The sequence below is a fragment of the Devosia sp. SD17-2 genome (genome assembly GCF_029201565.1).
Lineage (GTDB): Bacteria > Pseudomonadota > Alphaproteobacteria > Rhizobiales > Devosiaceae > Devosia.
Genome location: NZ_CP104002.1, coordinates 2978345 through 3000637, shown reverse-complemented (window position 1 = coordinate 3000637; position 22293 = coordinate 2978345). Strand labels below are relative to the sequence as shown.

14 protein-coding genes are annotated in these 22293 nt (G+C 63.9%); 4 read left to right on the top strand and 10 right to left on the bottom strand.

Annotated features, from left to right (window positions below; translation table 11 throughout):
• Window positions 1–186 precede the first annotated feature (186 nt).
• The 3 genes from NYQ88_RS14755 (at window position 187) to NYQ88_RS14745 (ending at window position 9182) form a co-directional block, all read left to right on the top strand.
• Complete coding sequence (locus NYQ88_RS14755; protein ID WP_275651880.1) at window positions 187–5682, top strand: MG2 domain-containing protein; 5496 nt, start codon at window positions 187–189, stop codon at window positions 5680–5682.
• Entirely contained in the window at window positions 5679–7811 is a 2133-nt protein-coding gene (gene pbpC / locus NYQ88_RS14750; RefSeq protein WP_275651879.1) for a penicillin-binding protein 1C, read from the top strand. Before NYQ88_RS14755 ends, pbpC begins: the two co-directional genes overlap by 4 nt.
• A gap of 429 nt (window positions 7812–8240) precedes the next feature.
• A complete protein-coding gene (locus tag NYQ88_RS14745; RefSeq protein WP_275651579.1) occupies window positions 8241–9182 on the top strand; it encodes an IS110 family transposase in 942 nt (313 codons plus the stop codon).
• 110 nt (window positions 9183–9292) lie between these two features.
• Here the strand turns inward: NYQ88_RS14745 and NYQ88_RS14740 are convergent, their stop codons facing one another.
• From NYQ88_RS14740 to NYQ88_RS14730, 3 genes are all read right to left on the bottom strand, one after another.
• Entirely contained in the window at window positions 9293–10594 is a 1302-nt protein-coding gene (locus NYQ88_RS14740; protein WP_275651878.1) for a sorbosone dehydrogenase family protein, read from the bottom strand.
• Window positions 10595–11001: 407 nt separating this feature from the next.
• Window positions 11002–12897 carry a DUF4214 domain-containing protein gene (locus tag NYQ88_RS14735; protein WP_275651877.1) on the bottom strand — a complete coding sequence of 632 codons (1896 nt, stop codon included), beginning with the start codon at window positions 12895–12897 and terminating at the stop codon, window positions 11002–11004.
• 177 nt (window positions 12898–13074) lie between these two features.
• Window positions 13075–13785, bottom strand: a complete 711-nt coding sequence (locus NYQ88_RS14730; protein ID WP_275651876.1) for a phosphoribosyltransferase — start codon at window positions 13783–13785, stop codon at window positions 13075–13077.
• A 75-nt stretch (window positions 13786–13860) separates the two neighbouring features.
• Between NYQ88_RS14730 and NYQ88_RS14725 the strand changes: the two genes are divergently transcribed.
• Entirely contained in the window at window positions 13861–15030 is a 1170-nt protein-coding gene (locus NYQ88_RS14725; protein WP_275651875.1) for a M20 aminoacylase family protein, read from the top strand.
• On the opposite strand, the gene NYQ88_RS14720 is transcribed toward NYQ88_RS14725, so the two are convergent.
• From NYQ88_RS14720 to NYQ88_RS14690, 7 genes are all read right to left on the bottom strand, one after another.
• Complete coding sequence (locus NYQ88_RS14720; RefSeq protein WP_275651874.1) at window positions 15027–15917, bottom strand: nucleoside hydrolase; 891 nt, start codon at window positions 15915–15917, stop codon at window positions 15027–15029. The genes NYQ88_RS14725 and NYQ88_RS14720 overlap by 4 nt on opposite strands.
• A gap of 30 nt (window positions 15918–15947) precedes the next feature.
• A complete protein-coding gene (locus NYQ88_RS14715; RefSeq protein ID WP_275651873.1) occupies window positions 15948–17270 on the bottom strand; it encodes an amidohydrolase in 1323 nt (440 codons plus the stop codon).
• A 314-nt stretch (window positions 17271–17584) separates the two neighbouring features.
• Window positions 17585–18646 (bottom strand): ABC transporter ATP-binding protein, encoded by a 1062-nt coding sequence (locus NYQ88_RS14710; RefSeq protein WP_275651872.1) that lies wholly within the window; start codon window positions 18644–18646, stop codon window positions 17585–17587.
• A gap of 10 nt (window positions 18647–18656) precedes the next feature.
• Window positions 18657–19448: an ABC transporter permease gene (locus NYQ88_RS14705; protein ID WP_275654928.1), complete on the bottom strand. Its 792-nt coding sequence runs from the start codon at window positions 19446–19448 to the stop codon at window positions 18657–18659.
• Window positions 19445–20269: an ABC transporter permease gene (locus tag NYQ88_RS14700; protein WP_275651871.1), complete on the bottom strand. Its 825-nt coding sequence runs from the start codon at window positions 20267–20269 to the stop codon at window positions 19445–19447. Before NYQ88_RS14700 ends, NYQ88_RS14705 begins: the two co-directional genes overlap by 4 nt.
• A 259-nt stretch (window positions 20270–20528) precedes the next feature.
• Complete coding sequence (locus tag NYQ88_RS14695; RefSeq protein WP_275651870.1) at window positions 20529–21566, bottom strand: ABC transporter substrate-binding protein; 1038 nt, start codon at window positions 21564–21566, stop codon at window positions 20529–20531.
• Window positions 21567–21731: 165 nt separating this feature from the next.
• The gene (locus NYQ88_RS14690) at window positions 21732–22199 is read right to left on the bottom strand and encodes an Lrp/AsnC ligand binding domain-containing protein (protein WP_275651869.1); all 468 of its coding nucleotides are present in this window, start codon (window positions 22197–22199) and stop codon (window positions 21732–21734) included.
• Between the last annotated feature and the right edge of the window lie 94 nt (window positions 22200–22293).

The window sequence follows — 22293 nt, the reverse complement described above, 5'->3', positions numbered from 1 at the left end:
GTCTTCGTTCTGCTCTTGAACGGTTAGCATTTCGCGGGACTTTGCTAACAGACTGTTAGCATTGACAGCACCCGGGTGCGAAAAGCGACTGCGGACAATTCCCGGGGCGCGGCCTTGCCCCAACTTCGCTTGATTTCTCCGCCCCCTTGGCATTGATAGAAGCCAAGGGGTTCTGGGAGGGACAGCATGTTTGCTGGTTTTGGCGCTGCACGGAAATGGGCTGCCGCAATGGCAGTGGGCCTCGCGATGATCGGGTCGGCCTCGGGGCAGTCCAAGATTAGCCTCCTCGAAAATATCGACCTTCCCGGTTTTGATTATTCGATCATCAAGAACACTGATCTCGACGCCTGTCGGGCCGAGTGCGTGGACGACAACATCTGCCGCGCCTTCACCTTCAACGACAAGTCCAAATGGTGCTTCCTCAAGGGCGATACGGCCGAGGAAGTGGCGTTCACCGGCGCAATTTCGGGCCGCATAACCCGCGCTCCGAGCCCCGCTGCAACCGAGGAAGAGCGGCTGGCCGAGCTGCCATTCCCGGCCCAGTCTCTGGTGGAACAGGCCAAGCGCTTTGCCCGGAACTTGCCCGAGACCGATACGCCGCCCAAGGGGGCGGTCTATGGCGCGCTGGTGGGCGCGGGCAATGAGGCGGCGGCTGTGGAGGATTATGCCTCGGCCATCGTCGCTTTCCGACAGGCGCTGGCGATCAATGCCAATGATCCGGCCATCTGGCAGGCGCTGGCGGAAGCCGGGCTGCGCCGCGCCGATGCGGTCAAGGGTCTGGAAGAGGGCGACAACAGCGCCGAACTGGCGCAGATGTCGACGGCAGCGGCGATCAATGCCTTCTTGCGCTCGGCCGGCACGGACAATCGCGCATTGGCCCTGCGCGCTCTGGCCAATGGCATTGAATATCGGCAGATGTGGCGCGAGGCGATCGCGGCCTATCGCCTGAGCCTCGAACTGATGCCGGACACGGCGCTCGAAGACTATGTCGCCAGCGTCGTGGCCATTCATGGTTTCCGCATTACCGACCATGTCGTTGATGCCGAGCCGGCAGCGCCACGGGTGTGTGCGGTTTTCTCAAATCCGCTCGGCAGCACCGACCTTTCGGCCTTTGTGTCGGTCGCCAATGCGCCGCAGGCCTCGGTCGAAACCGAGCATGAGCAGATCTGTATCGAGGGGCTTCAGCACGGCAATCGCTACTCGATCAAATTCCGCGCCGGTCTTGCCTCGGCTGATGGCGAGGAACTGGGCAAGGATGTCGAGCTCAGCGTCTATATTCCGGATCGCACGCCCTTCGTTGGTTTTGCCAATAATGCCTATGTGATGCCGGCCGGGCTGGGTGGCGGTCTGCCGATCACCTCGGTCAATGCCGAAACGGCCGAGATTGAGATTTATCGCGTGGGCGACCGCTCGATTGCCATGGCGGTGCGAGATGGCATTTTCCAGAATGGTCTTTCGCCTTATGGCGCCGAGGATATTGCCGATCGGTTGGGCGAGGCGATCTGGAGCGGCGAGGTCGATCTGGCGCAGGGGGATTCCAACGCGCTGGTGACGACCGCCATCCCGGTGGCCGATGTGCTCGGGGAGATCACTGCGGGCGCTTATGTCGTGACCGCACGGGTGAAGGGCGAGGAGAATGACAGCTATTGGTCCGATCTCGCCACGCAATGGTTCATCGTCACCGATCTCGGGCTGACCACCATTGCCGGCGATGATGGCGTCCATGCCTTTGTGCGCGGGCTGACTTCGGCCGAGCCGGTTGCAGGCGCGAAAGTTCGGCTTGTTGCGGTGAACAATGAAATCCTGGGCGAAGCAATTAGTGATGCCGATGGCCAAGCGGTGTTTGCGCCGGGTCTTGCCCGCGGGCAGGGTGGTCGCGCGCCGCAATTGCTGGTGGCCGAGACCGACGACGGCGACTATGCCTTCCTCAATCTGTCGCGGCCTGCCTTTGATCTGACCGATCGGGGCGTCGAGGGGCGGCCATCGCCCGGACCGCTCGATCTCTTCGCCACCACCGAGCGCGGAGTCTATCGCCCCGGTGAGACGGTTTTCCTGACCGCGCTGTTGCGCGACGAACGCGCCAATGCCGTGACCGGCCTGCCGCTGACCCTTGAGGTCGAGCGGCCTGATGGGGTGACGGCGAGCAGCCAGGTGCTGCGCGACGAAGGGGCGGGCGGGTATTTTGTGGCCCTGCCGATGGCGGCCGAAGCCATGCGCGGCTCGTGGACGCTGCGGATGTATTCGGACCCCAATGCCGAGGCGCTGGCGCGCACGAGTTTCCTGGTTGAGGACTTTGAGCCTGAGCGACTGGCATTTGAGATCAAGCCCGTTGAAGAGGGGCCGTTCAAGGCTGGCGAGGTCAATGAGATCGCGGTCGCGGCCAAATATCTCTATGGGGCCACGGCGCCCGACCTCCGGGTGGAAGCTGACGCTGTCATTCGGCCTCGCTCAAGTCTGCCGGATTTCCCCGGCTACAGCTTTGGTCGTCTCGATGATTCCATTGAAACCAGCCGCGAGCCGCACGGCCTGGTTGGCGTCACCGACGAAGCGGGCAATGTCATTGCCGCGGTGACCCTGCCGGAGGCGCAGGTGACGACAAAGCCGCTCGAAGCGCAGATTCTGCTGCGGCTGATCGATACCAGCGGGCGCTCGGTGGAACGCGCGATCACACGGCCCGTGCTGGCCGATGGTCTGCGGCTCGGCATCAAGCCGGTGTTCAGCGACGCCACGGGTCTTGGCGAGGGCAGCAAGGCCGAGTTCGAGATCATCGCCGTCTCGCCCGAGGGTGAGGCCGTGGCCGAGAACGGGATCAGCTGGCGGCTGTCGCGCATCGAGACCAATTATCAGTGGTATCGCAGCGGCAGCACCTGGAACTGGGAGGCCATTACCACGACGCGTGAAGTGGCCAATGGCACGACCGCGACCAGCGACGGCAAGCCGGCGATTGTCGGGGATGTGGTCGACTGGGGCCGCTATCGGCTGGAGGTGGAAACCACTGGCGCCGACGCCACCTCGTCGAGCTATGAATTCTACGCCGGCTATTATTATGCCGATGCCGGATCGGACACGCCCGACACGCTGCAGGTGGCGCTGGACAAGCCGGCCTATCGGGTAGGCGACACGGCCAATCTCAAGCTCGATCCGCAATTTGCCGGCACAGCGCTGGTGATGGTGATCGACAATCGCGTCATCGACATGCAGGCGGTGGAGGTGCCCGAAGGGGGCACCACCGTGCCGCTTACAGTGACCGAGGAATGGGGACCGGGCGCCTATGTGACGGCTATTCTCTATCGCCCTGCTGATGCCGCGGAAAAGCGGATGCCGGCGCGCGCGCTGGGTCTCGCCTTCGCCGATGTGGACCCGGGCGAGCGCAAGCTCGATGTGGCGCTGACCGCGCCGGAGGTGACGCTGCCGCGCGAGAGTTTCACCGTCGAGGTGGAACTGGGCAATGTGGCGCCGGGTGAGACGGCCTATGTCGCGGTGGCTGCGGTCGATCTCGGCATTCTCAACCTCACCAATTTCAAGGTGCCGGCGCCGGATGACTATTACTTCGGCCAGCGCCAGCTGGGGATGGATATCCGCGATCTCTATGGCGCGCTGATCGACCCCAATCAGGGCATGGCGGGCGCATTGCGCTCGGGCGGTGACGGCGAGGCTGCGCGCCTCGGTACGCCGCCGCCGATCACCGTGCTGGTGGCCCAGCATTCGGGCATTGTCACTGTCGACGAAGACGGCAAGGCCAGCGTTGAATTCGACATGCCGGACTTTACCGGCACGGTGCGGATCATGGCCATGGCCTGGACGGACACAGCGGTGGGACATGCTTCGGCTGACGTGATCGTGCGCGACCCGGTGGTGGTGACGCTGAGCCCGCCGCGCTTCCTGCGCGTGGGGGACGAGTCGCGGCTTCTGGTCGAGATCAACAATATCGGCGGCGCGGCCGGTAGCTATGGGGTGAGCCTTTCCACGGGCGAGAGGATTTCGACGCCATCCGAAAGCACCGAGATGGAGCTGGGCGAGGGCGAGAGGACCGCGCTCGATCTCCGGCTCAATGGCATGCAGATCGGCGATTGGCCTGTGATGCTGACCATTACCGGGCCGGGCGGGCTGGAGCAGACCAAGGAGCTTTTGCTGGGTGTGCGGCCGGTGAGTGCGCCGGTTACGACAACCCGGCTCATGCCGATCGGATCGGGCCAGCGGATCGGGCTTGGGGCGGAAAGCTTTGAGGGACTTCTGGCCCACACCGGCACGATGACCCTTGCCGTGGGGCCGCTGGCGCGGCTCGATGTGCCGGGTCTGCTGATGTCGCTCGACCGCTATCCCTATGGCTGCGCCGAGCAGGTGACGAGCCGGGCGCTGCCGCTGCTCTACCTCAATGACGTCGCGAGCCTGATCGGCATTGCCGGGGACGACAAGCTCAACCAGGTGGTGACCGACGCGATCACCAACATCCTGGCCAAGCAGACCTCAGCCGGTGGATTCGGGCTCTGGGGCCCCTATGACGGTGGCGATCTCTGGCTCGACAGCTTTGTCACCGACTTCCTGCTGCGGGCCAAGGCCAATGGCTACTCGGTTCCGGAGCAGGCGATGAGCATGGCGCTAGATAACCTCTCCAACCAGCTCTCCTATGCGGCCGATTTTGAGGATGGCGGCGAGGACGTGGCCTATGCGCTCTATGATCTGGCGCGCGCAGGCCGGGTGGCGATGGGCGATCTGCGATACTATTTCGAGGCGCGGCTCGACGCTTTCGCAACCCCGTTGGCCAAGGCGCAGGTGGGTGCGGCGCTGGCCCTTTACGGCGACAGCACGCGTGCCAATAGGGCATTTGCCGCAGCGGTGGAGAGCTTTGGGAAGGCCGAGAACACACGGCGCTACCGGCTCGACTATGGCTCAAAGCTGCGGGATACGGCCGGGGTGATCGCGCTGGCGGCTGAGTTCAAGGCCGAGGGCGTGGACCTTCTGACCCTCACTAACCAGCTGGCGAAAATGCTGGACCGGGCCCGCTACACTTCCACGCAGGAAGAAAGCTGGACGCTGCTGGCGGCAGCGGCGTTGGGGCAGAGCACGGCCGATGGCTCGATCTCGATCAATGGCGAGGCGCTGACCGGTCAGGTCTATCGCCGGTTCGAAGAGGCCGGATTTGACGGGATCGAGATCGTCAATGAGGGCGCGACGCACAGCGAGGTCAAGGTGACGGTGACGGGTTATCCGGCAACGCCGCCCGAAGCCTCGAGCAATGGCTTTGTCATCGAGCGGAGCTATTTCCTGCCCGATGGCTCGCCGGTCGATCCTGAGGCCGGGGCCATGACGCAGAACGATCGTCTCGTGGTGGTGATTACAGTGCGGCCGACCGAATTTGGGTCGGGCCAATATGTGATCGCCGATCCGCTGCCGGCAGGTTTTGAGATCGAGAACCCGAACCTTTCGGCGGCGGCCGGGGTGACCGAGTTCAGCTGGCTCAGCGTCAACACGCCGACCCATGTGGAATCGCGCACCGACCAGTTCGTCGCCGCATTCCGCTACTATTCGGAGGTCGAGAAAATCTCGACCGCCTATATGGTGCGGGCGGTGTCGCCGGGCACATTCGTGCTGCCGGGCGCCAGCGTTGAGGACATGTATCGTCCCCAGCTGCGGGCCAACACGGCCTCTGGCTCGGTCGAGGTGACTGCAGCCGGGCGATGAGCGAGACGACGCCCATTTCCGGGACAAAGCCGCGCCGCTGGGTGGCGCGGCTGACGCTGCTTGGCTTCGTGCTGTTCACGCTCGGCGTGGCCGGGGTGATCCAGATGACGGCCTGGGTGACGACGATCCGGGCGGAACTGCCGGCGACGCCGGTGCTCGCCGAGTTGCCAGTGTCGGTGGCGGTGGTGGATCGGAATGGGGCGCTGTTGCGGCCGTTCACGACGGGCGATGGGCGCTGGCGCTTGCCGGTGCGCAAGGCGGAGGTCGATCCGCGCTTTATCGACATGCTGATCGCCTATGAGGATCGCGGCTTTGAGGGGCACGAAGGTATTGCCTGGAACTCGATGGCGCGCGCGGCGCTGCAGTTTGTCGGGGCCGGGGGCAGGGTCGTGTCCGGCGGCTCGACGCTGACCATGCAGGTGGCTCGGCTGATCGAGGGGCAGCCGACGCGAAACGCCTGGGGCAAGCTGCGCCAGATGGTCCATGCCGACCGGCTCGAGGATGAGCTGGGCAAGGACGATATTCTCGATCTCTACCTGACGCTGGCGCCCTATGGCGGCAATATCGAAGGCATTCGCGCGGCAAGTCTCGCCTATTTCGGCAAGGAGCCGACGCGGCTAACCACGGCCGAGGCGGCGCTGCTGGTGGCCCTGCCGCAATCGCCCGAAGCGCGGCGGCCGGATCGCGACCCGCAAGCGGCACGGCGCAGCCGGGACATGGTGCTCGACCGGCTGGTGGCGACCGATGCGATCGCCGCCGAGGAAGCGCGGGCGGCAAAGCTCGAGCCGATCCCCACAGGCCGAAAGCAGTTTCCGATGCTGGCCGCCCACAGCGCCCATGAGGCGCGAAAGGCGCAGCCGGGAGCGCGTACCATCGCGCTGACCGTCGAAAAGCGCCTGCAGGAGGCATTGGAGCGGCTCGCTGCGGCGCGGGCGCGGATGATCGACCCAAAAGTGTCGGTGGCGATCCTTGCGGCCGATATGGAGAGCGGGGAGATCCTTGCCTCGGTGGGATCGGCGGGGCTCCTCTCGACCGAGAGCGCCGGCTTTGTGGATATGACCACGGCGATCCGCTCGCCGGGATCGACGCTGAAACCACTGATCTATGGGCTGGGGTTCGAGCTCGGCCTCGCCCATCCGCAGAGCCTGATCGAGGACCGCACGACCGCCTTCGGGGGCTATGTGCCGGTCAATTTCGACGGGTTCAATCGCGGCACGGTGACGATCCATGATGCGCTGACGCAGTCGCTCAACATTCCGGCGGTGGTGGTGCTCGATGCCGTGGGGCCGGCGCGGCTGGTGTCGCGATTGCGGCGGGCCCATGCCGATGCGCGGTTGCCGGTCAACACGGCCCCCAGCCTGGCCGTGGGGCTGGGCGGGGTGGGCATCAGCCTGCGTGATCTTGTCGGGCTCTATGCTGCCATTGGGCGAGGGGGCATGCCTGTCGTGCTGCGCGATGGCATTGACAAGCCCAAGCCGGAGAGCAATGGCGTATCGGCGCCGGTGCTCGACCGCGTGGCGGCCTGGTATGTCGCCGATATTCTGGCCGACGTGCCGCCGCCGCTCAATGGCACGCCGGGGCGCGTCGCCTACAAGACCGGCACGTCCTATGGCTATCGCGATGCCTGGGCGATCGGATTTGATGGCAAGACGGTAATCGGTGTCTGGGTGGGCCGGCCTGATGGGGCGCCGGTGCCGGGGCTGTCCGGTATTACCGGGGCCGCGCCGGTATTGTTTGAGGCTTTCGACCGGCTGGGCAGTCGTCGCGCGCCGCTGGCCAAGGCTCCGCCGGGCGTGCTGTTCGCGTCCAATACTGAGCTTCCCGAGCCGCTGCGGCGCTTCCGGCATCCCAATGATAATCTCGTGGCGCGGGTCGCCTCGCCGGAAATCGCCTTTCCGGGCGATGGGGTGGATGTCGATCTGGGACTGCGGGAGGGGACGGAAGCGGCGCTGACGGTAAAGGTGCGCAATGGCGTGCCGCCGTTTACGTTTTTCGCCAATGGCGCGCCATTCGGCCGGCCACGCTTTGCCCGCGAGGATATCTGGCAACCCGATGGGCCGGGGACGGTGACGCTGTCCGTGGTGGACGCCGAGGGGCGGGGGGACAGTGTGACGGTGTTTTTGAACTGAGGGGTTTTGGGGTGGAGGTACCCCCACCTCAGCGCCGCTACGGCCTTACGGCCTAGCTTTGCTTCGCCATTCGAGCACAGCTCTCATGGCCTTCTCGGCTATGATCGCTCCACTGGAGCGATCATCCCTCCGGTCGCCTCGAAGCCCCTGACAAGGGGGAGGGAGGCGCAGGAGCTGAGGGTTCGGGGCTGAGACTGGGCGCGTAGACGCGCATCTCTCTCGAAGTCGCCGTCATTGCCCGGCTTGTGTGGAGGATCTGTGCTTTAGTGGTGGCATCAGCCGGGTTGCGCATCCCGGCTGATGCAGTCAGGAGGCCGTTTTGTCCGGCTGGTTTGTCACAGCCGAGGACGAGCAAGGCCCTGTCTGCTCCCTTTGACCCCGAACGGTTGATCGGGCTGTTGCCCGCACCACAAGCCTGGGAGCAAGGTCATGATACACGACACCCTCTTCGTTGGCATCGACGTTTCCAAGACGCATCTGGACGTTCATACCCATCCCGCTGGCAAATCCTGGCGTTGCAGCACTGGACCGGAGGCGCTCGCCGAGCTGACGCAGCGCCTGGCCAGACTGGGGCCGTTGGCCATCGGGCTCGAAGCCTCGGGAGGCTATGAAGCCCGCGTGGCCGAGAGCCTGCATGCCGCTGGCCTTGAAGTGCATGTTCTAGCCCCGGCGCGGATCCGCAGTTACGCGCGGGGTATCGGCCAATTGGCCAAAACCGACAAGATCGATGCCGCTCTGATCGCGCGTTATCTGCAGGCCGTGCGCGCCAGCTTGACCCCTTATGTGTCTGATCCGATCCGACAAAGGCTGAGCGCGTTCACAGCCCATCGGCGGCGGATCGTTGCGGAAAAGAGCGGCCTTGTCAGTCAGCTCGATACCATCGACGAGCCGCTTGTGCGCAGCCTGATCGAGGAGCGTCTGGCGGCCATCGCCCTGGAGATCAAACGCATCGAAGCGGCCATCACTGCCCTTCTCGCCGACAATCGCCAGCTCCAGCAGCGCCAGGCGCGGCTGCGGCAGGTGACCGGCGTCGGTCCGGTTCTGGCGATCGCCTTACTGGCCGACATGCCCGAGCTCGGCAAGGTCTCCGCCAAGGTGGCCGCAGCACTCATCGGCGTTGCCCCTTATGCCCGCCAATCGGGCGCATCGGATCGCAACGGCCGCTGTCTTGGCGGACGAAAACATCTGCGCGATATCGCCTACATGGCCGTGCTCAGCGCCATCAAGGTGAAAGACCCCGTTCTCGGCGGCTTCTATCAAAGACTGCGCCTGCGCGGAAAACCCTTCAAACTCGCCATGATCGCAACGGTGAGAAAACTCATCACAATCCTCAACGCCATCGCCCGACAGGAACCGGCATTCCAACAGTGATGTCCACGGTTGCTTGTCCGGGCAATCCAGTTTGTGGCTGGGTGGACCACCCGGACGAGCCGGGTGATGACGATGGTGGAGGGATTTTGCCCCCCACACACCCAAAGAAATCACGCGCCGGTGACGCGCCAGATGACGTCGCCGACGTCGTCGGCCATGAGCACGGAGCCGTCAGCGGCGTGGGCGACGCCGACGGGGCGGCCGTAGGAGTGGCTCTCGTCGGGCGAGAGGAATCCGGTGAGGATGTCGCGCGGCATGCCGACCGGCTTGCCGTTCTCGAACGCGACGAAGGTCAGCTTGTAGCCCGAGAGCTTGCTGCGGTTCCACGAGCCGTGCTGGCCGATGGCCATGCCGGCAGGATAGCCGGGCAGGGCGCCTTCGGGCAGCCAGCAGAGGCCGAGCGAAGCGGTGTGGCCACCAAGCGCGAAATCGGGCTGCAGGGCGACGGCAACCTTGCCTGCGTCCTGGGGCACGCGCTCGTCGATGGTGCGGTCCCAGTAGCAATAGGGCCAGCCGTAAAAGCCGCCGTCGACGACGGAAGTGAGGTAATCTGGCGGAGTTTCGTCGCCGAGACCGTCGCGCTCATTGACCACGGTGTGCAGCGTCTGGGTGGTGGGCTCCCAGGCCATGCCGACCGGATTGCGCAGGCCGCCGGCAAAGAGGCGGTGCGTACCAGCCGCGATGTCATATTCAAAGATGCAGGCGCGGTCGATCTCGGCTTCCATGCCGGCATCGCCGATATTGCTGAGCGAGCCCACGGCGACATAAATCTTGGTGCCGTCCTTGTTGGCAATGAGATTGCGCGTCCAGTGGCCGCCCGGCTTCATGCTCATCAGCTTGCGGCCCTGAGCGGTGATTTTGGTCTGGCCCAGCTCATAGGGGAAGGCCAGGAGGGCATCGCTGGCGCCGACATAGAGCGTGTCGTTGAGGAACACCATGCCATAGGGCTGTCGCACGTTTTCGAGGAGGACGTGGCGCACTTCGGCGACCCCGTCACCATCGGCATCGCGCAGCAGGATGATGCGATTGGGGCTTTCGCCCGAGGCGCGCGCGCGCTTCATCGTCGCTGTCATGGCATGGTCGAACACCGTCTTGGGATTGCCCGACTCGCCCATGGATTCGGCCACGAGAACATCGCCGTTCGGGAGGATATACACCTGGCGCGGATGGGTGAGGCCAGTGGCAAAGGCGTTGACCCTAAGGCCCGGTGCTGCGACCGGCGTGCGTCGGTTTTCCCAGCCCTTGGCGGTCGGCATCTTGAGCGTCGGGATGGCGCCCTGCGGCTTGGGGCCGGGAATAGTGGGCTTGAGGCCATAGGCGGGCGGGCGCGGACCATCGCTCGAATGGCGAATGGCGACGGCCACGGAACCGACTAGAGCGACAAAACGGGCGAAAACGGCGCTAGCATCCATCGGTGATCACTGCTCGCAAAATCGGGAAAGCCGCAATCTAGCGACAATATCGATTTCCGGCCAGAGGTTGAGCGCCAGAAGTATGATTTATTCGGGGAATTGGGTGTGGTCGCAGGAGTTTATGGGGCGGGGCTCCCGTACCCCCCTTCCCTCGGTCCCTCCCCACAAGGGGGAGGGAGACGCAGGCGGCGATGGGCTTTTGCACACGGGGGATCTTTGGCGCCTACTGAGCGCAGTTCCATCGTCATCACCCGGATGGTCCGGGTGATCCATTCACGCATGGGCGAAGGTGGATTGCCCGAACAAGTCGGGCAATGACGGCGGTGCGTTGGGCGGGGGGAGTGGATATAAAAAACCCAAAGGCGCCGTGGGGCGCCTTTGGGTTGAGTGCTGGGCTGCCTTACGCATTAGCTCCAGAGCTGGGCCCACTGGGCGTGAGCGACGGCGATGAGTTCGACGCCATCGCCATTGCCGAAGGCCAGGGCGCGGTTTTCTTCGCTGTAGGCGAAGGACATGAGCAGGTCCGCGCGGCCGGCGCCATTGGCGATCTGGTCCTGCCAGAAGGCGATACCCTCGGCTTCGCCGTCGCGGCCAAGAACGTTCTTGTAGAGGATGGAGACGAATTCATCGTCGCCCAGGGTTTCGGGCGTGCCGAACCGGTCGGCGAATTCCGGGCTGTCGATGAGGCTGAGCGCCATGCGGTCGAGATCGGTGCCGTTGGAAAGGGCGGAGAACCAGAAGTCGAGGCCACCAGCGTCGAGGTCGCGACCGAGGCCGGCGCGATAGAGCAGGGTGATTTCGTCGACGAACTGGCGTTCGCCCAGCTCGGCGATCGGGCCGACCAGCGAGAAGATGCCGTCCTTGATGGCGAGGATTTCGACGCCGCTGAGGGCGACGCTGCCGCCGTCATAGACGATGTTCATCACGCCGTTCGGGTCGCCCGAAATTTTCAGGGCCTTCAGCGAGAGGTCAAGGGCGAGCGTATCTGTGCCAGCGCCGCCGCGCACCTCATTGCGGCCGAAGCCGGGAATGAAGATGTCGTTGTGCTCGCCGCCGATGAGGATGTCATTGCCGGCCTGCGTCGGGGCGCTGGGCAGGGTGACGGTGAGAAAATCGCGAATGTTGAGGCCGATCAGCGAGAGTTCCTGGCCGAGGCTGTCGCCGACGAGGAGATTGCGACCGGCGCCGCCATTGAGCGTATCGTTGCCCGCACCACCGACGAGGACACTGTCGGCGCCGTTGCCGATGATCATGTCGTTGCCGCGACCGCCGATGGCGTTTTCGATGAGGGCCAGCGGATTGTTTTCGTGCAGCAGGGCGACGGCGACATTGCCGGGGGCCGACTGGCCATTGCCCAGATGGGCACGCTGGTTGTTGCCGAAGCTCGACCAGCCGCCGGGTGTCAGATCGATGCGCAGATCGGTGGAATATTGCGAAAAATCAAAGGTGTCGCGGCCGCCGCCATCCCAGATGGCTTCAAAGACCTTGTTGGAGCCGGGCGCGCCCTGGCCGACGCCGTTGATGAATTTTTCGCCGGTGGTTTCGCTCCAGCGATAGACTGTGTCGGTCGCGCGAGTGCTGTAATTGGCGCCGTAGAGATATTGCATGGCGGCGATGTCGCGCACCATCGGGGATTGGGCGTAGCCAAAGGTCTCGTTGGTGTAGCCGACCGAGATCGACTGCCCTTCAAACGAGCGGTAGCTCATGATCGTGTGCGCCATGGCGTCGATGGCCGTCGCTGTGATGCTGGTCCGAGCGGCAGAGCTGCCGCCAGAGGCGTTGGCGTGCTGATGATCGTCGTCGCCGTGATCATGATCGTGATCGTGGTCATGCGCGGCGGCAGCGCCAAGCGTGGAGGTCTCGTGGGGATGCGACAGGCCGAGCGCGTGGCCGATCTCGTGCATGATGGTGAGATAGGCGTAATTGCCCTTGGCGGGAGAGGAAAGATAGGTGGTGCCCAGCCAGACGTCGCCGCCCTGCGCGGACTCGGAGGGGGTGTAGGCCCAGGCCGTCTTGGGCATGGTGGAGACGCCGAGACGAATGTCGGCATCGGCGGCGCCGGTCTGCTTGAGGTCGAGGGCGATCAGCTCGTCCCACATCTGGAAGGCGTCATTGGCGGCCTTCTGCTGGCTGCTGCTGAGTGCGGCAAAGCTCTTGGTTTCGCCGCGGCCATAGCTGGCCGAATAAACGGATGTGGACTGAGAGAAACCGAAGGTCATGGTATCGGCGTCCCATTTGCGGGAGGCCAGAAGATCGTCGATGAACTTGGTACCCGAAGAGAGGACGCGGACTACTGCCGACATGATTGAAATCACCCCAAAGCATTTCTTGCCTGGGTCTGGTGATATCGATCAGGAATTCAGGGGCAGTTGGGACGCGCGGTGCAATTTTATTGACCCGTTTAAGGGGCCAGAAACCCTGTTTTGGCGGGGGTACTGAAATATCGACGAAAATGCCCCCAGCCGATGGGGGCAATTCATTCACCCTAGTGATTTTTCTGAAGTATTTTGGTCGGGCAGCCAGCGATTTGTGTCCGTCTTGCGGAAGCGCGGCGTGGCCAGCGGGGCGATGATCCGGTCAAGCCAGGGGGCAAGAGATGTGCGCCAGGCGCTGCCCTGCAGCATGGCGCAGCCGATGGCGACAGGCGTGATATCAGCGTGGCCGAGAAGGCGGAGGACGGCCTCCATCGATTGGCCGGTGCTGATGACGTCATCGATGAGCGCGATGCGCTTGCCTTCGAGCAGGGGCAGCATGCGCGGGTCGATATAGATGGTCTTGCCGGCACCGGGGCTGGTGATGGATTTGAGCGGCTCGGAGAGCTCGTCGCGGTACCAGAATTTTCGCGAGGTACCGAGCGGGACCATGCGCGTGTGCCCGAGACGCCGGGCGACGTTGGAGGCGAGCGGCAGGCCGAGCGTGGGCACGCCGATGATGACGTCTGGCGCGAGGGGGCGGAGGAGTTCGGCTAGCGCGGTTGCGAGGCCATCCTCGACGGCAAAGCTGGCCTGGTTGAGGATCAGCGAGGAGACGGCGGCTGTGCCATCACCAGGCAGGACGCGCAGCGGCAGGGGCAATTGCCGGCCATCGGGCAGGGTGGCGGGATAGAAGCCGACATGGCCTTCGGGCGGCGAAACCTCGAACGTGCCCGGCTGGGCAAAACTCTGCCAGAAATCATGCGGCTCAAAAGTCATGCCTGATCCTTGATTGTGCAGCCCGCTGGGGGCAAAGGTGCGCAGGGGTGGAGCTATGGCAAGACGGACAGAACAATGCAATCGGCCAGCAACGATCCCTTTGAACTTGATGACATGATTGCGCTGCGGCGCGATTTCCATGCCAACCCGGAACTGGGTTTTGAGGAAGTGCGCACCAGCGCCATCGTGGCCGAGAAGCTGGCCGAGGCCGGGATCGAAGTGCATCGGGGCCTGGGCAAGACCGGCGTTGTTGGCACGCTCAAGGTGGGCGACGGCACACGGCGGATTGCCCTGCGTGCGGATATGGACGCGCTGGCCATGCCGGAGATGGCGGACCGGCCCTATAAATCCAATACGCCGAACGTGATGCATGCCTGTGGTCATGACGGGCATACGGTGATGCTGCTGGCGGCAGCGCGGCATCTGGCGCGGACGAAGAATTTCTCCGGCACGGTGCATTTCATCTTCCAGCCGGCCGAGGAAGGGCGCGGCGGCGCCAAGGCCATGGTGGAAGAAGGTTTTTTCGACAAATTTCCGGTCGACGCAGTTTATGGCCTGCACAACATGCCGGGGCTGGCGACGGACGAGATGGCCGTGGTGGCCGGACCGCAATTGGCGTCTTCAGACAGCTGGACCGTGACATTCAAGGGCGTCGGGACGCACGGGGCAAAGCCGCACCTGGGGCGCGACGCCGTAACGGCGGCGGGGCATTTTCTGACGGCCATCCATACGATCGTGGCGCGCGTGGTCGATCCGCTGCAGCCGGCGGTGGTGAGCGCCTGCGCGCTGGAGGCCGGGGATTTCAAGGCGCTCAATGTCATCCCGGATATCGTCAGGATCGGCGGTACGGCGAGGGCTTATTCAGCGACTGTGCGCGACCAGCTCGAGACCGAGATCGGCATTGTGGCGCGGGGCATTGCCGCGACCTTCGGGATCGAGGTGGAATATGACTTCCTGCGGCGCATTCCGCCGGTGGTGAACAATGCCGACGCGACCACGCGGGCGCTGAAGGCGGCGCAGGCCGCGACGGGGCGGCCGGTGGTGACCGATTTCCCGCCTTCGACGGCTGGTGATGATTTCGCCTTCTTCGGCTCCGAAGTGCCGGGGGCCTATGTGTGGCTGGGCAATGGCCCCGCGGTGGACGGGGCGCTGCACCATAATACGCGCTACGACTTCAATGATGACGCCATCGCCACCGGCGCCCGCTTCTGGGCGACGCTGGTTGAGCAGGAACTAACCGCTTAGCGGAGGCCGCTGGCGAGGAGCTTCAGCACCGCAGGGACATCGACCCGCATGGCGACATCGACCGGACTGCCATTTTCGGTGCGCGTGAGCGCGCCGGCATCGGCATCGTCGCCCAGATTGACCGAGAGACGCAGGAAGTCGACGCCAAACAGCTCCGGCGCGACGGCCAGCAGCATGACGCAGGGATCATGCAGCGGGCGGCTGCGCTTTTCGTCCTGGAGATAGGCGATCAGGATGTCGGCCGCGATATCGCCGGCCGTCGTGCCACGCAGCGCTTCGACATAGTCGCGGTCGGCGCGGACTTTTCGCGTGACGTCGAGCGGAATGATCGTGGTGCGGATATCGGCGCGCAGCATGATGGCGACCGCCTCGGGATCGCTGGCGAAATTGAACTCGGACGCGGGGCCGGAATTGCCGGGCTCGTCAATCGTGCCGCCCATGGCGATGAGATGGCCGATGCGGCTCGCGGCATCGGGATGCTCATTGATCAGCCGCGCGATATTGGTCGGCGGGCCTAGAGCGAGAATGTCGATGGAGCCGGCGGGCTCGCGCATCAGGGTTTGGGCCATCCACTCGACTGCGCCGGCGCGGGCAGGAGCGGCGGGGGCGGGCAGGGTGACGCCGCGCAACCCGTCATCGCCATGGACGACAATGGCGTCGATGGCGCTGCGCAGGAGCGGCTGTTCGGCCCCGGAATAAAGCGGGATATCGGCGCGGTCCATCGCGGCGAGGAGGCCCGCTGCATTGGTGGTGCTGCGTTCAATGCCGATATTGCCCGCCACGGTCGTCATGCCGATAATGTCGAAGCGCCCGCTGGCAAGGGCAAAGAGAATGGCAACGGCGTCGTCGAGGCCGGGGTCCGTGTCGATGATGACGCGTTTGGTCATGGTCTGGCTTCTTCCGCTTGGGCTATCTGATCAGGCGCGCGCGTCGATTTCGCGCATTTCAGTCTTGAACTGTCCGGCAATCTGCATGGCGTCGGCAAGGGTCTTGCGGGGCTCGAGCGATGTCACTCGCCGGTCGCGCATGAGCCAGCGGCCGGCCACCATGGTGTCTGTGACGTCGGTGGGCATGGCGGCAAAGACGAGGGCCGAATAGGGGTCATAGATCGGGTGGAGGCGCGGCGCATCGAGGCTGATGCGGATGAGGTCTGCCTGCTTGCCCGCTTCGAGCGAGCCGGTCTTGAGATTGAGGCCGAGGACGCGGGCGCCTTCAATGGTCGCCATCCGGATGATCTCGACTGCCGGCAGCGGCTTGCGAGAGCCGGCCAGGAGTTTTGCGAACATCGAGACGGGGGCGAACTGGCTGAAGAGGTCAAGCGTGTTGCCGCTCATCGCGCCATCGCTGCCGATGCCGACGGGCAGGCCGGCATTGCGCATCTTTTCGACCGGTGCAATGCCGCGACCTGCCTTGCCATTGGAGCGGGGATTGGTTGCGACCGTCACCTGATGCTCGCTCATCATGCGGATGTCTGCGTCGTCGAGCTGCAGGCAATGGGCGCAGATGAGATTGGGTTTGAGAAGCCCGGATTCGGCTGTGACGGCTACGGTGGATTTGCCGTGGTTCTCCATCGCCCAGTTCACCTCGAGCGTGGATTCGGCCAGATGCATCTGCACCGGCACATCGGGATGGTCGGCGGACCATCGGGCGATGCGGGCCATGGTGTCGCGGCCGGTGGAGTAGGGTGCGTGCGGGGCAATGGAGGGGGTGACGAGCTTGTGGCCGGCATAGCGGTCGACCAGCTCCTCGACGCGCGCAAAGCCCTCGTCGAAATTGGTGTGGTCGGGCGGGGCGAAATCGGCCAGCGTCTGGCCGACAATGGCGCGCAGGCCCGCCTCGGCGCAGACGTCGCCCACTTCGGTTTCGAAGTAATACATGTCGGCGACTGTGGTGACGCCGCCTTGAATCATTTCGAGCGCGGAAAGGGCTGAGCCGGCGCGGACCATTTCGGGGGAGACGAATTTGCGCTCGAGCGGCAGGATGTAGCGATAGAGCCGGTCGTCGACATCTTCGCCAAGGCCGCGAAACACCGACATGGCCATGTGGCAATGGGTGTTGACCATGCCCGGCATGACGAAATCGCCATTGCAGTCGATGGTCTCGGTGCCGGGGATGGCGGGCGGTGTGCCTGAGCCAAGGGCGGTGATGGTGTCGCCATCGATCTGCAGCCAGCCCTTTTCATGGACGGTGAGGGCGTCATCCATGGTGATGATCTGGGCGTTGGTGAGGATGGTGGTCATGGATGGTCCCTCGGGCAGATCGTGTGTGTATGGGAGATTGGGGCTCTCGGTCACCCCCTCCCGGCCTCCCCCTGGTAGGGGGAGGGGTAGCATCGCGTTTGGGGCGCGTTGCGAGAATTTTCACCGGCTTAGCTTCCCTCCCCCTTGTGGGGAGGGAGTGAGGGTGGGGGCCATCTGGCACAAAGCGTTTGGGTAGGGCCCCCACCCCAGCGACGCTACGGCCTGTGGCCTAGCTTTGCTACCCTCCCCACGAGGGGGAGGGAGCGAAAGAGCTGATCGCTCCGATGAGGGGCGGCACCCCAGTCAGAAAAACCTCACTCCACAGGCAGGATGGTGCACTGCTCGGGGACGGGGACGAGCTTGGCGTTGGCGCCGGGCTCGAGGATGCGGGTGAGGGGGCCGTTGGCGAGGAGGGCGCCGGCGGGGCTTTCGGCCTGGTATTGGTAGGCGCGGCCGAGATAGGTGCGCAGGCCAAGCGTTGCCGGGATGCCTTCGGCGGCCATGTCGTCGGTGACGGCAAGGCCATCGGCGCGGCAGGCGAGCACGAACTCATCGGGGATTGCGCCGTAATGCTCGAGGCTGAGCGTGAGGCGAACGCCACCGGCAGCTTCGGTCGTGATCTGGGCGTCGTCGCGGGTGACAACCTTCATGGGCACGAGGTTTTCGAAGCCGACGAAGCGGGCGACGAAGGCATTGGCCGGACGCTGGTAAAGATTTTCCGGCGTGTCGAGCTGCATGATCTTGCCCGCGTGCATGATGGCGACGCGATCCGAGATCGAGAAGGCTTCTTCCTGGTCGTGGGTGACATAGACCGAGGTCGTGCCATTGGCGCGCTGGAGCTTGCGGATTTCGACGCGCATGTCGACGCGCAGCTTGGCGTCGAGGTTTGACAGCGGCTCATCGAACATGAGCAGGGGCGGCTCGATGACGAGGGCCCGGGCGAGTGCCACGCGCTGCTTCTGGCCACCCGAGAGAGCTCCGGGCAGACGTTCGGCGAGATGGTCAAGACCGACGCGCTCGAGCATGGCCTTGACGCGCTTGGTCTTCGCTTCGCCGGATACGCCGCGCTGCTTGAGGCCGAAGCCGACATTGTCGGCGACGGTCAGGTGCGGGAAGAGCGCATAGTTTTGGAAGACGAGGCCGATGTCGCGCTGATGGGCGGGCAGGCGGGTGAGATCCTTGCCGCCGAGCGTGATGGTGCCCGAAGTCGGCTGCAGGAAGCCGGCGACGAGGCGCAGGGTCGTGGTCTTGCCACAGCCCGAGGCGCCGAGCAGCGAGACCAGTTCACCCTCTGCGATATCGAGCGACAGGTCTTCGAGAACCTTGGTCTGGCCGTAGTGGGCGGTGATGTTGCGGATGGAAAGCGGTTTGGTCACGGCAAGACCTCTATTTGGCAAGGAAGGTGAGGCCCAGGGTGCGCTCGACAATGGCCATCACGGCCACGGTGAGCACCATGAGCAGCACCGAAACCGAAGCCACGGTGGGATCGAAGAATTGCTCCATATGAGCAAGCAGCTGAATAGGCAGGGTCGAAATGCCCGGTCCGGTGAGGAAGATCGAGATCGACACGTCGTTGATCGAGGTGATGAAGGCCAGGATGAACGCGGCGATGACGCCCGAGCGGACATTGGGCAGGAGCACGGTGAAGAAGGTCTTCAGCGGCGGCGAGCCCAGGCTGATCGCGGCTTCCTCGATGGAGAAGTCGAAGGAGGCGAGCGAGGCCGAAATGACGCGGATCACGTAGGGCAGGATCAGGATCGTGTGGCCGATGATCAGCGAGATGAAGATCGGCGCATTGAACTGGAAGGCGAGGTTTTTCAGGAGCGAGAAACCCAGCACCAGCTCGGGCACCAGCACCGGCAGCACGAACAGCGTCGACAGCCAGCCGGGAAGCTGGATGCGATAACGGCTCATGGCGTAGGACGCGGGGATGCCGATCAGGAGGGCGATGAAGGTGGAGATAACAGCCACCTGCAGGCTCGTGGTGATCGTGCGCCGGAAGGCGTCGATGGCAAAGATGTTCTCGAACCAGCGCAGGCTCAGCCCCTGCGGCGGGAAGGTGAGATAGGTGGTGTCGCTCAGCGCGGAGCCGACGACGATGACAAGCGGCCCGACCAGGAAGAAGAATACCAGGACGGTAAAGCCGATGAGTGCGGGATGGAGTTTTGTGGGCATCAGACGGTCATCGGGTTGAGGCGGCGAGCCGCTGCGTTCATCGCCATGACAATGGCAATCGTGAAGACCACCATGATGGCCGCGATGGTGGAGGCGCTGACCCAGTCAAAGGTGACCATGGCCTGCTGATACATGAGGGTGCCCATCATCATCACCTGTTCGCCGCCGAGGAGTTGTGGCGTGGCGTAGGAGGTGAAGCTGCCGGTGAAGACCAGCACGGCGCCGACGATGAGGCCGGGCACGGCGAGCGGCAGGATGACCTGGGAGAAGGTAGCGGTCGGCTTGGCGCCCAGCGAGGCGGACGCCTGGATGAGATCATCCGGGATGGCTTCCAAAACGCCGACGAGCGTCAGGATCATCAGGGGCACGAAGAGATAGACCATGGCCACGATGACGGAGCCCTGGGTGTAGAGCATCTGCAAGGGCTCGGCGATGATGCCGAGATTGACCAGCGTCGAGTTGAGGATGCCGTTCTTGCCCAGGATGATGAGCCAGGCAAAGGAGCGGACCACGACGCCGGTGAGCAGCGGGAAGACGGCGGCGATGATCAGGATGGACTTGAGCCAGCCCGGTGCGCGCGAGACCACATAGGCGGTGATGAAGCCGACAACGAGGGCAATGGCGGTGACAATCAGCGACACATTGATGGTGCGCATCAGCACGGTACGACGGAAGCCGCTGCCGAAGAAGGCCTGATAGGTGGCGAAGGGGCCACCGGGCGTGCCGAAGGTGGTGTAGATGGTGGCGGCGACGGGGGCCACCAGGCCCAGAAGGACCAACAGGGTAGCGGGCGATGCCAGCGTCCAGCCTGCGAAGCGTTTCATATTCTCGCCTTCACAATGACGGTGCGCCCGCCACTGGCGGGGCCTCTTTCCTGCGGAACAGGAATTTGATCGGATTGCGGTGTACTACAGGAAGTCATACCCGCTGGGAAATGGCTCAGCACCGCGGGTTCAGTGCCTTATCGTCACACCCCGGTTACGGTAGCGACGCCCAATCGGCGCTGTGATCGTGTCGCCAGCGGACAGCAGGTGGTGCGAGGAAAAAGGGCATGGCGGAAAAACCGCCACGCCCCAGAATGCATTACATGCCGAAGATTTCGTTCCAGCGATCAACCCAGCCGCCCTTGGCTGCGTTCATCTTGACGTAATCGACGCGCTGCAGGCCTTCGATGACGTCAGCGCCATAGGTCCAGAGCGAAGCCTGTTCCGGGGTCAGCGTGACGGCCTTGGCGACCGGAGCGTCCACACCCTGTTCGGCCAGCTGCTGCTGGATTTCAGGGGAGAGGATGAAGTTGATGAACTCGTGGGCCAGTTCCGGCTCGGCGGCGCCCTTCGGAATATTGACCGTGTTCAGCGTCGCGATCGAGCCCTCGTCGAGGTCAGCCCAGACGACGGACGGAACCGCAGCCTGGATCTGTGCCAGGGTGAAGTCCTGCGCGATGGCAGCAGTGATCTCGCCAGTCGAGAAGAGGTTAATCATCTCCGAGCCGGTGTTGTAGTTCTTGACCACATTCGGCTTGAGGGTTTCGACGCCGGCAAAGGCGCTGTCGGCGTTCTCGAAAGCGTCGACGCCTTCATGATCGCCGGCCTTCATCACGACCATCGGGCCGGCCGTGGTGGTGATGCCGGGGAGCGACAGCGAGGAGGCGAGGTCTTCGCGCCACAGGTCGTTCCACGAGGTGATCGGGTTTTCGAGCTTGGCGCTGTCATAGACGATGCCGACGCGGCCGATGGTGTAGGCCGGGCCGTAGCCGCCCTGCGGATCCTTGGCGAGGTCGTAGATACCTTCTAGGTTCGGGATCTTGGACGGGTCGATCTTCTGGAACACGCCCAGCTCGATGCCCTGCTGGCTGAAGCTGTCGGAGAAATAGGCAACGTCGACACCGGCGCCGTTGCGGATCTGGAGCTTGTTCAGGCGCTCGCCGTTATTGCCAGTCTCGAACTGGATCTCGCAACCGCACTGCTCGCGGAAGGGGGCCAGAACGATGGATTCCAGCTTTTCGCCGTTAAAACCCCACCAGGAGATGGTAAGTGTCTTGGTCTGGGCGAAGGCCGGAGTGGCAAATGCGGTGGTGGCGGCAAGACCAAGCGCGAGAGTAGTTGCGACGAACCTTGACATTTATTGAGTCCCTTTTCCCTCGGGTGAGGCACCGCGAGGCAAGCTGATAGTTGATGTCCCTGCGGAAGGGAGCCTATTTTTTCAGCGCTTGTAATACAAGGTTAATTCTTGGGCTTTGCCTGTGGAGTCTGTGGCAAAGCGGAATTTGTCGCAGGGGAAAGGCGTCTACTCGGCGTCGTCCTTGACCGCCTCCATCGAGACATGGGTGGAGGTGTGGGCGACATGGGGCAGGGCAGAGAGTTTTTCGCCCAGCACTTCGCGATAGGCGGCGATGTCCTTGGTGCGTACTTTCAGGAGATAATCGAAGCTCGAGGCGATCATATGGGCCTGTTCGACCTCGGGCAGCGCACGCACGGCCTTGTTGAAGGCAGCGAGCGCAGCCTTGCGGGTGTCGGAGAGTTTGACCTCGACGAAGGCGACATGCGGCAGGCCCAGGCGCTCGGGATCGATGATGGCGCGATAGCCCAGAATATAGCCTTCGGCCTCGAGCCGCTTGATGCGCGCCTGGCACGGAGTCTTGGATAAATTCACCCGGCGGCTCAACTCGGCTATGCTGAGACGGCCGTCGCGGGAGAGCTCATCGAGGATGCGCCGGTCGATCTGGTCCAAAGTCTCGTGAGTTACGGTTTTCATGGTCGTTTCGCCTGTCTGACGCCATGATATTATCATTGGTGGACGTGCTTTCCCAGATGATCAGGCGAAACGCCTGTCACAGCTCTGGCATATC

Coding starts and splice junctions, on each gene's coding strand:
- NYQ88_RS14755 (WP_275651880.1), top strand. CDS start 187: ATGTTTGCTGGTTTTGGCGCTGCACGGAAATGGGCTGCCGCAATGGCA.
- pbpC (WP_275651879.1), top strand. CDS start 5,679: ATGAGCGAGACGACGCCCATTTCCGGGACAAAGCCGCGCCGCTGGGTG.
- NYQ88_RS14745 (WP_275651579.1), top strand. CDS start 8,241: ATGATACACGACACCCTCTTCGTTGGCATCGACGTTTCCAAGACGCAT.
- NYQ88_RS14740 (WP_275651878.1), bottom strand. CDS start 10,594: ATGGATGCTAGCGCCGTTTTCGCCCGTTTTGTCGCTCTAGTCGGTTCC.
- NYQ88_RS14735 (WP_275651877.1), bottom strand. CDS start 12,897: ATGTCGGCAGTAGTCCGCGTCCTCTCTTCGGGTACCAAGTTCATCGAC.
- NYQ88_RS14730 (WP_275651876.1), bottom strand. CDS start 13,785: ATGACTTTTGAGCCGCATGATTTCTGGCAGAGTTTTGCCCAGCCGGGC.
- NYQ88_RS14725 (WP_275651875.1), top strand. CDS start 13,861: ATGCAATCGGCCAGCAACGATCCCTTTGAACTTGATGACATGATTGCG.
- NYQ88_RS14720 (WP_275651874.1), bottom strand. CDS start 15,917: ATGACCAAACGCGTCATCATCGACACGGACCCCGGCCTCGACGACGCC.
- NYQ88_RS14715 (WP_275651873.1), bottom strand. CDS start 17,270: ATGACCACCATCCTCACCAACGCCCAGATCATCACCATGGATGACGCC.
- NYQ88_RS14700 (WP_275651871.1), bottom strand. CDS start 20,269: ATGAAACGCTTCGCAGGCTGGACGCTGGCATCGCCCGCTACCCTGTTG.
- NYQ88_RS14695 (WP_275651870.1), bottom strand. CDS start 21,566: ATGTCAAGGTTCGTCGCAACTACTCTCGCGCTTGGTCTTGCCGCCACC.
- NYQ88_RS14690 (WP_275651869.1), bottom strand. CDS start 22,199: ATGAAAACCGTAACTCACGAGACTTTGGACCAGATCGACCGGCGCATC.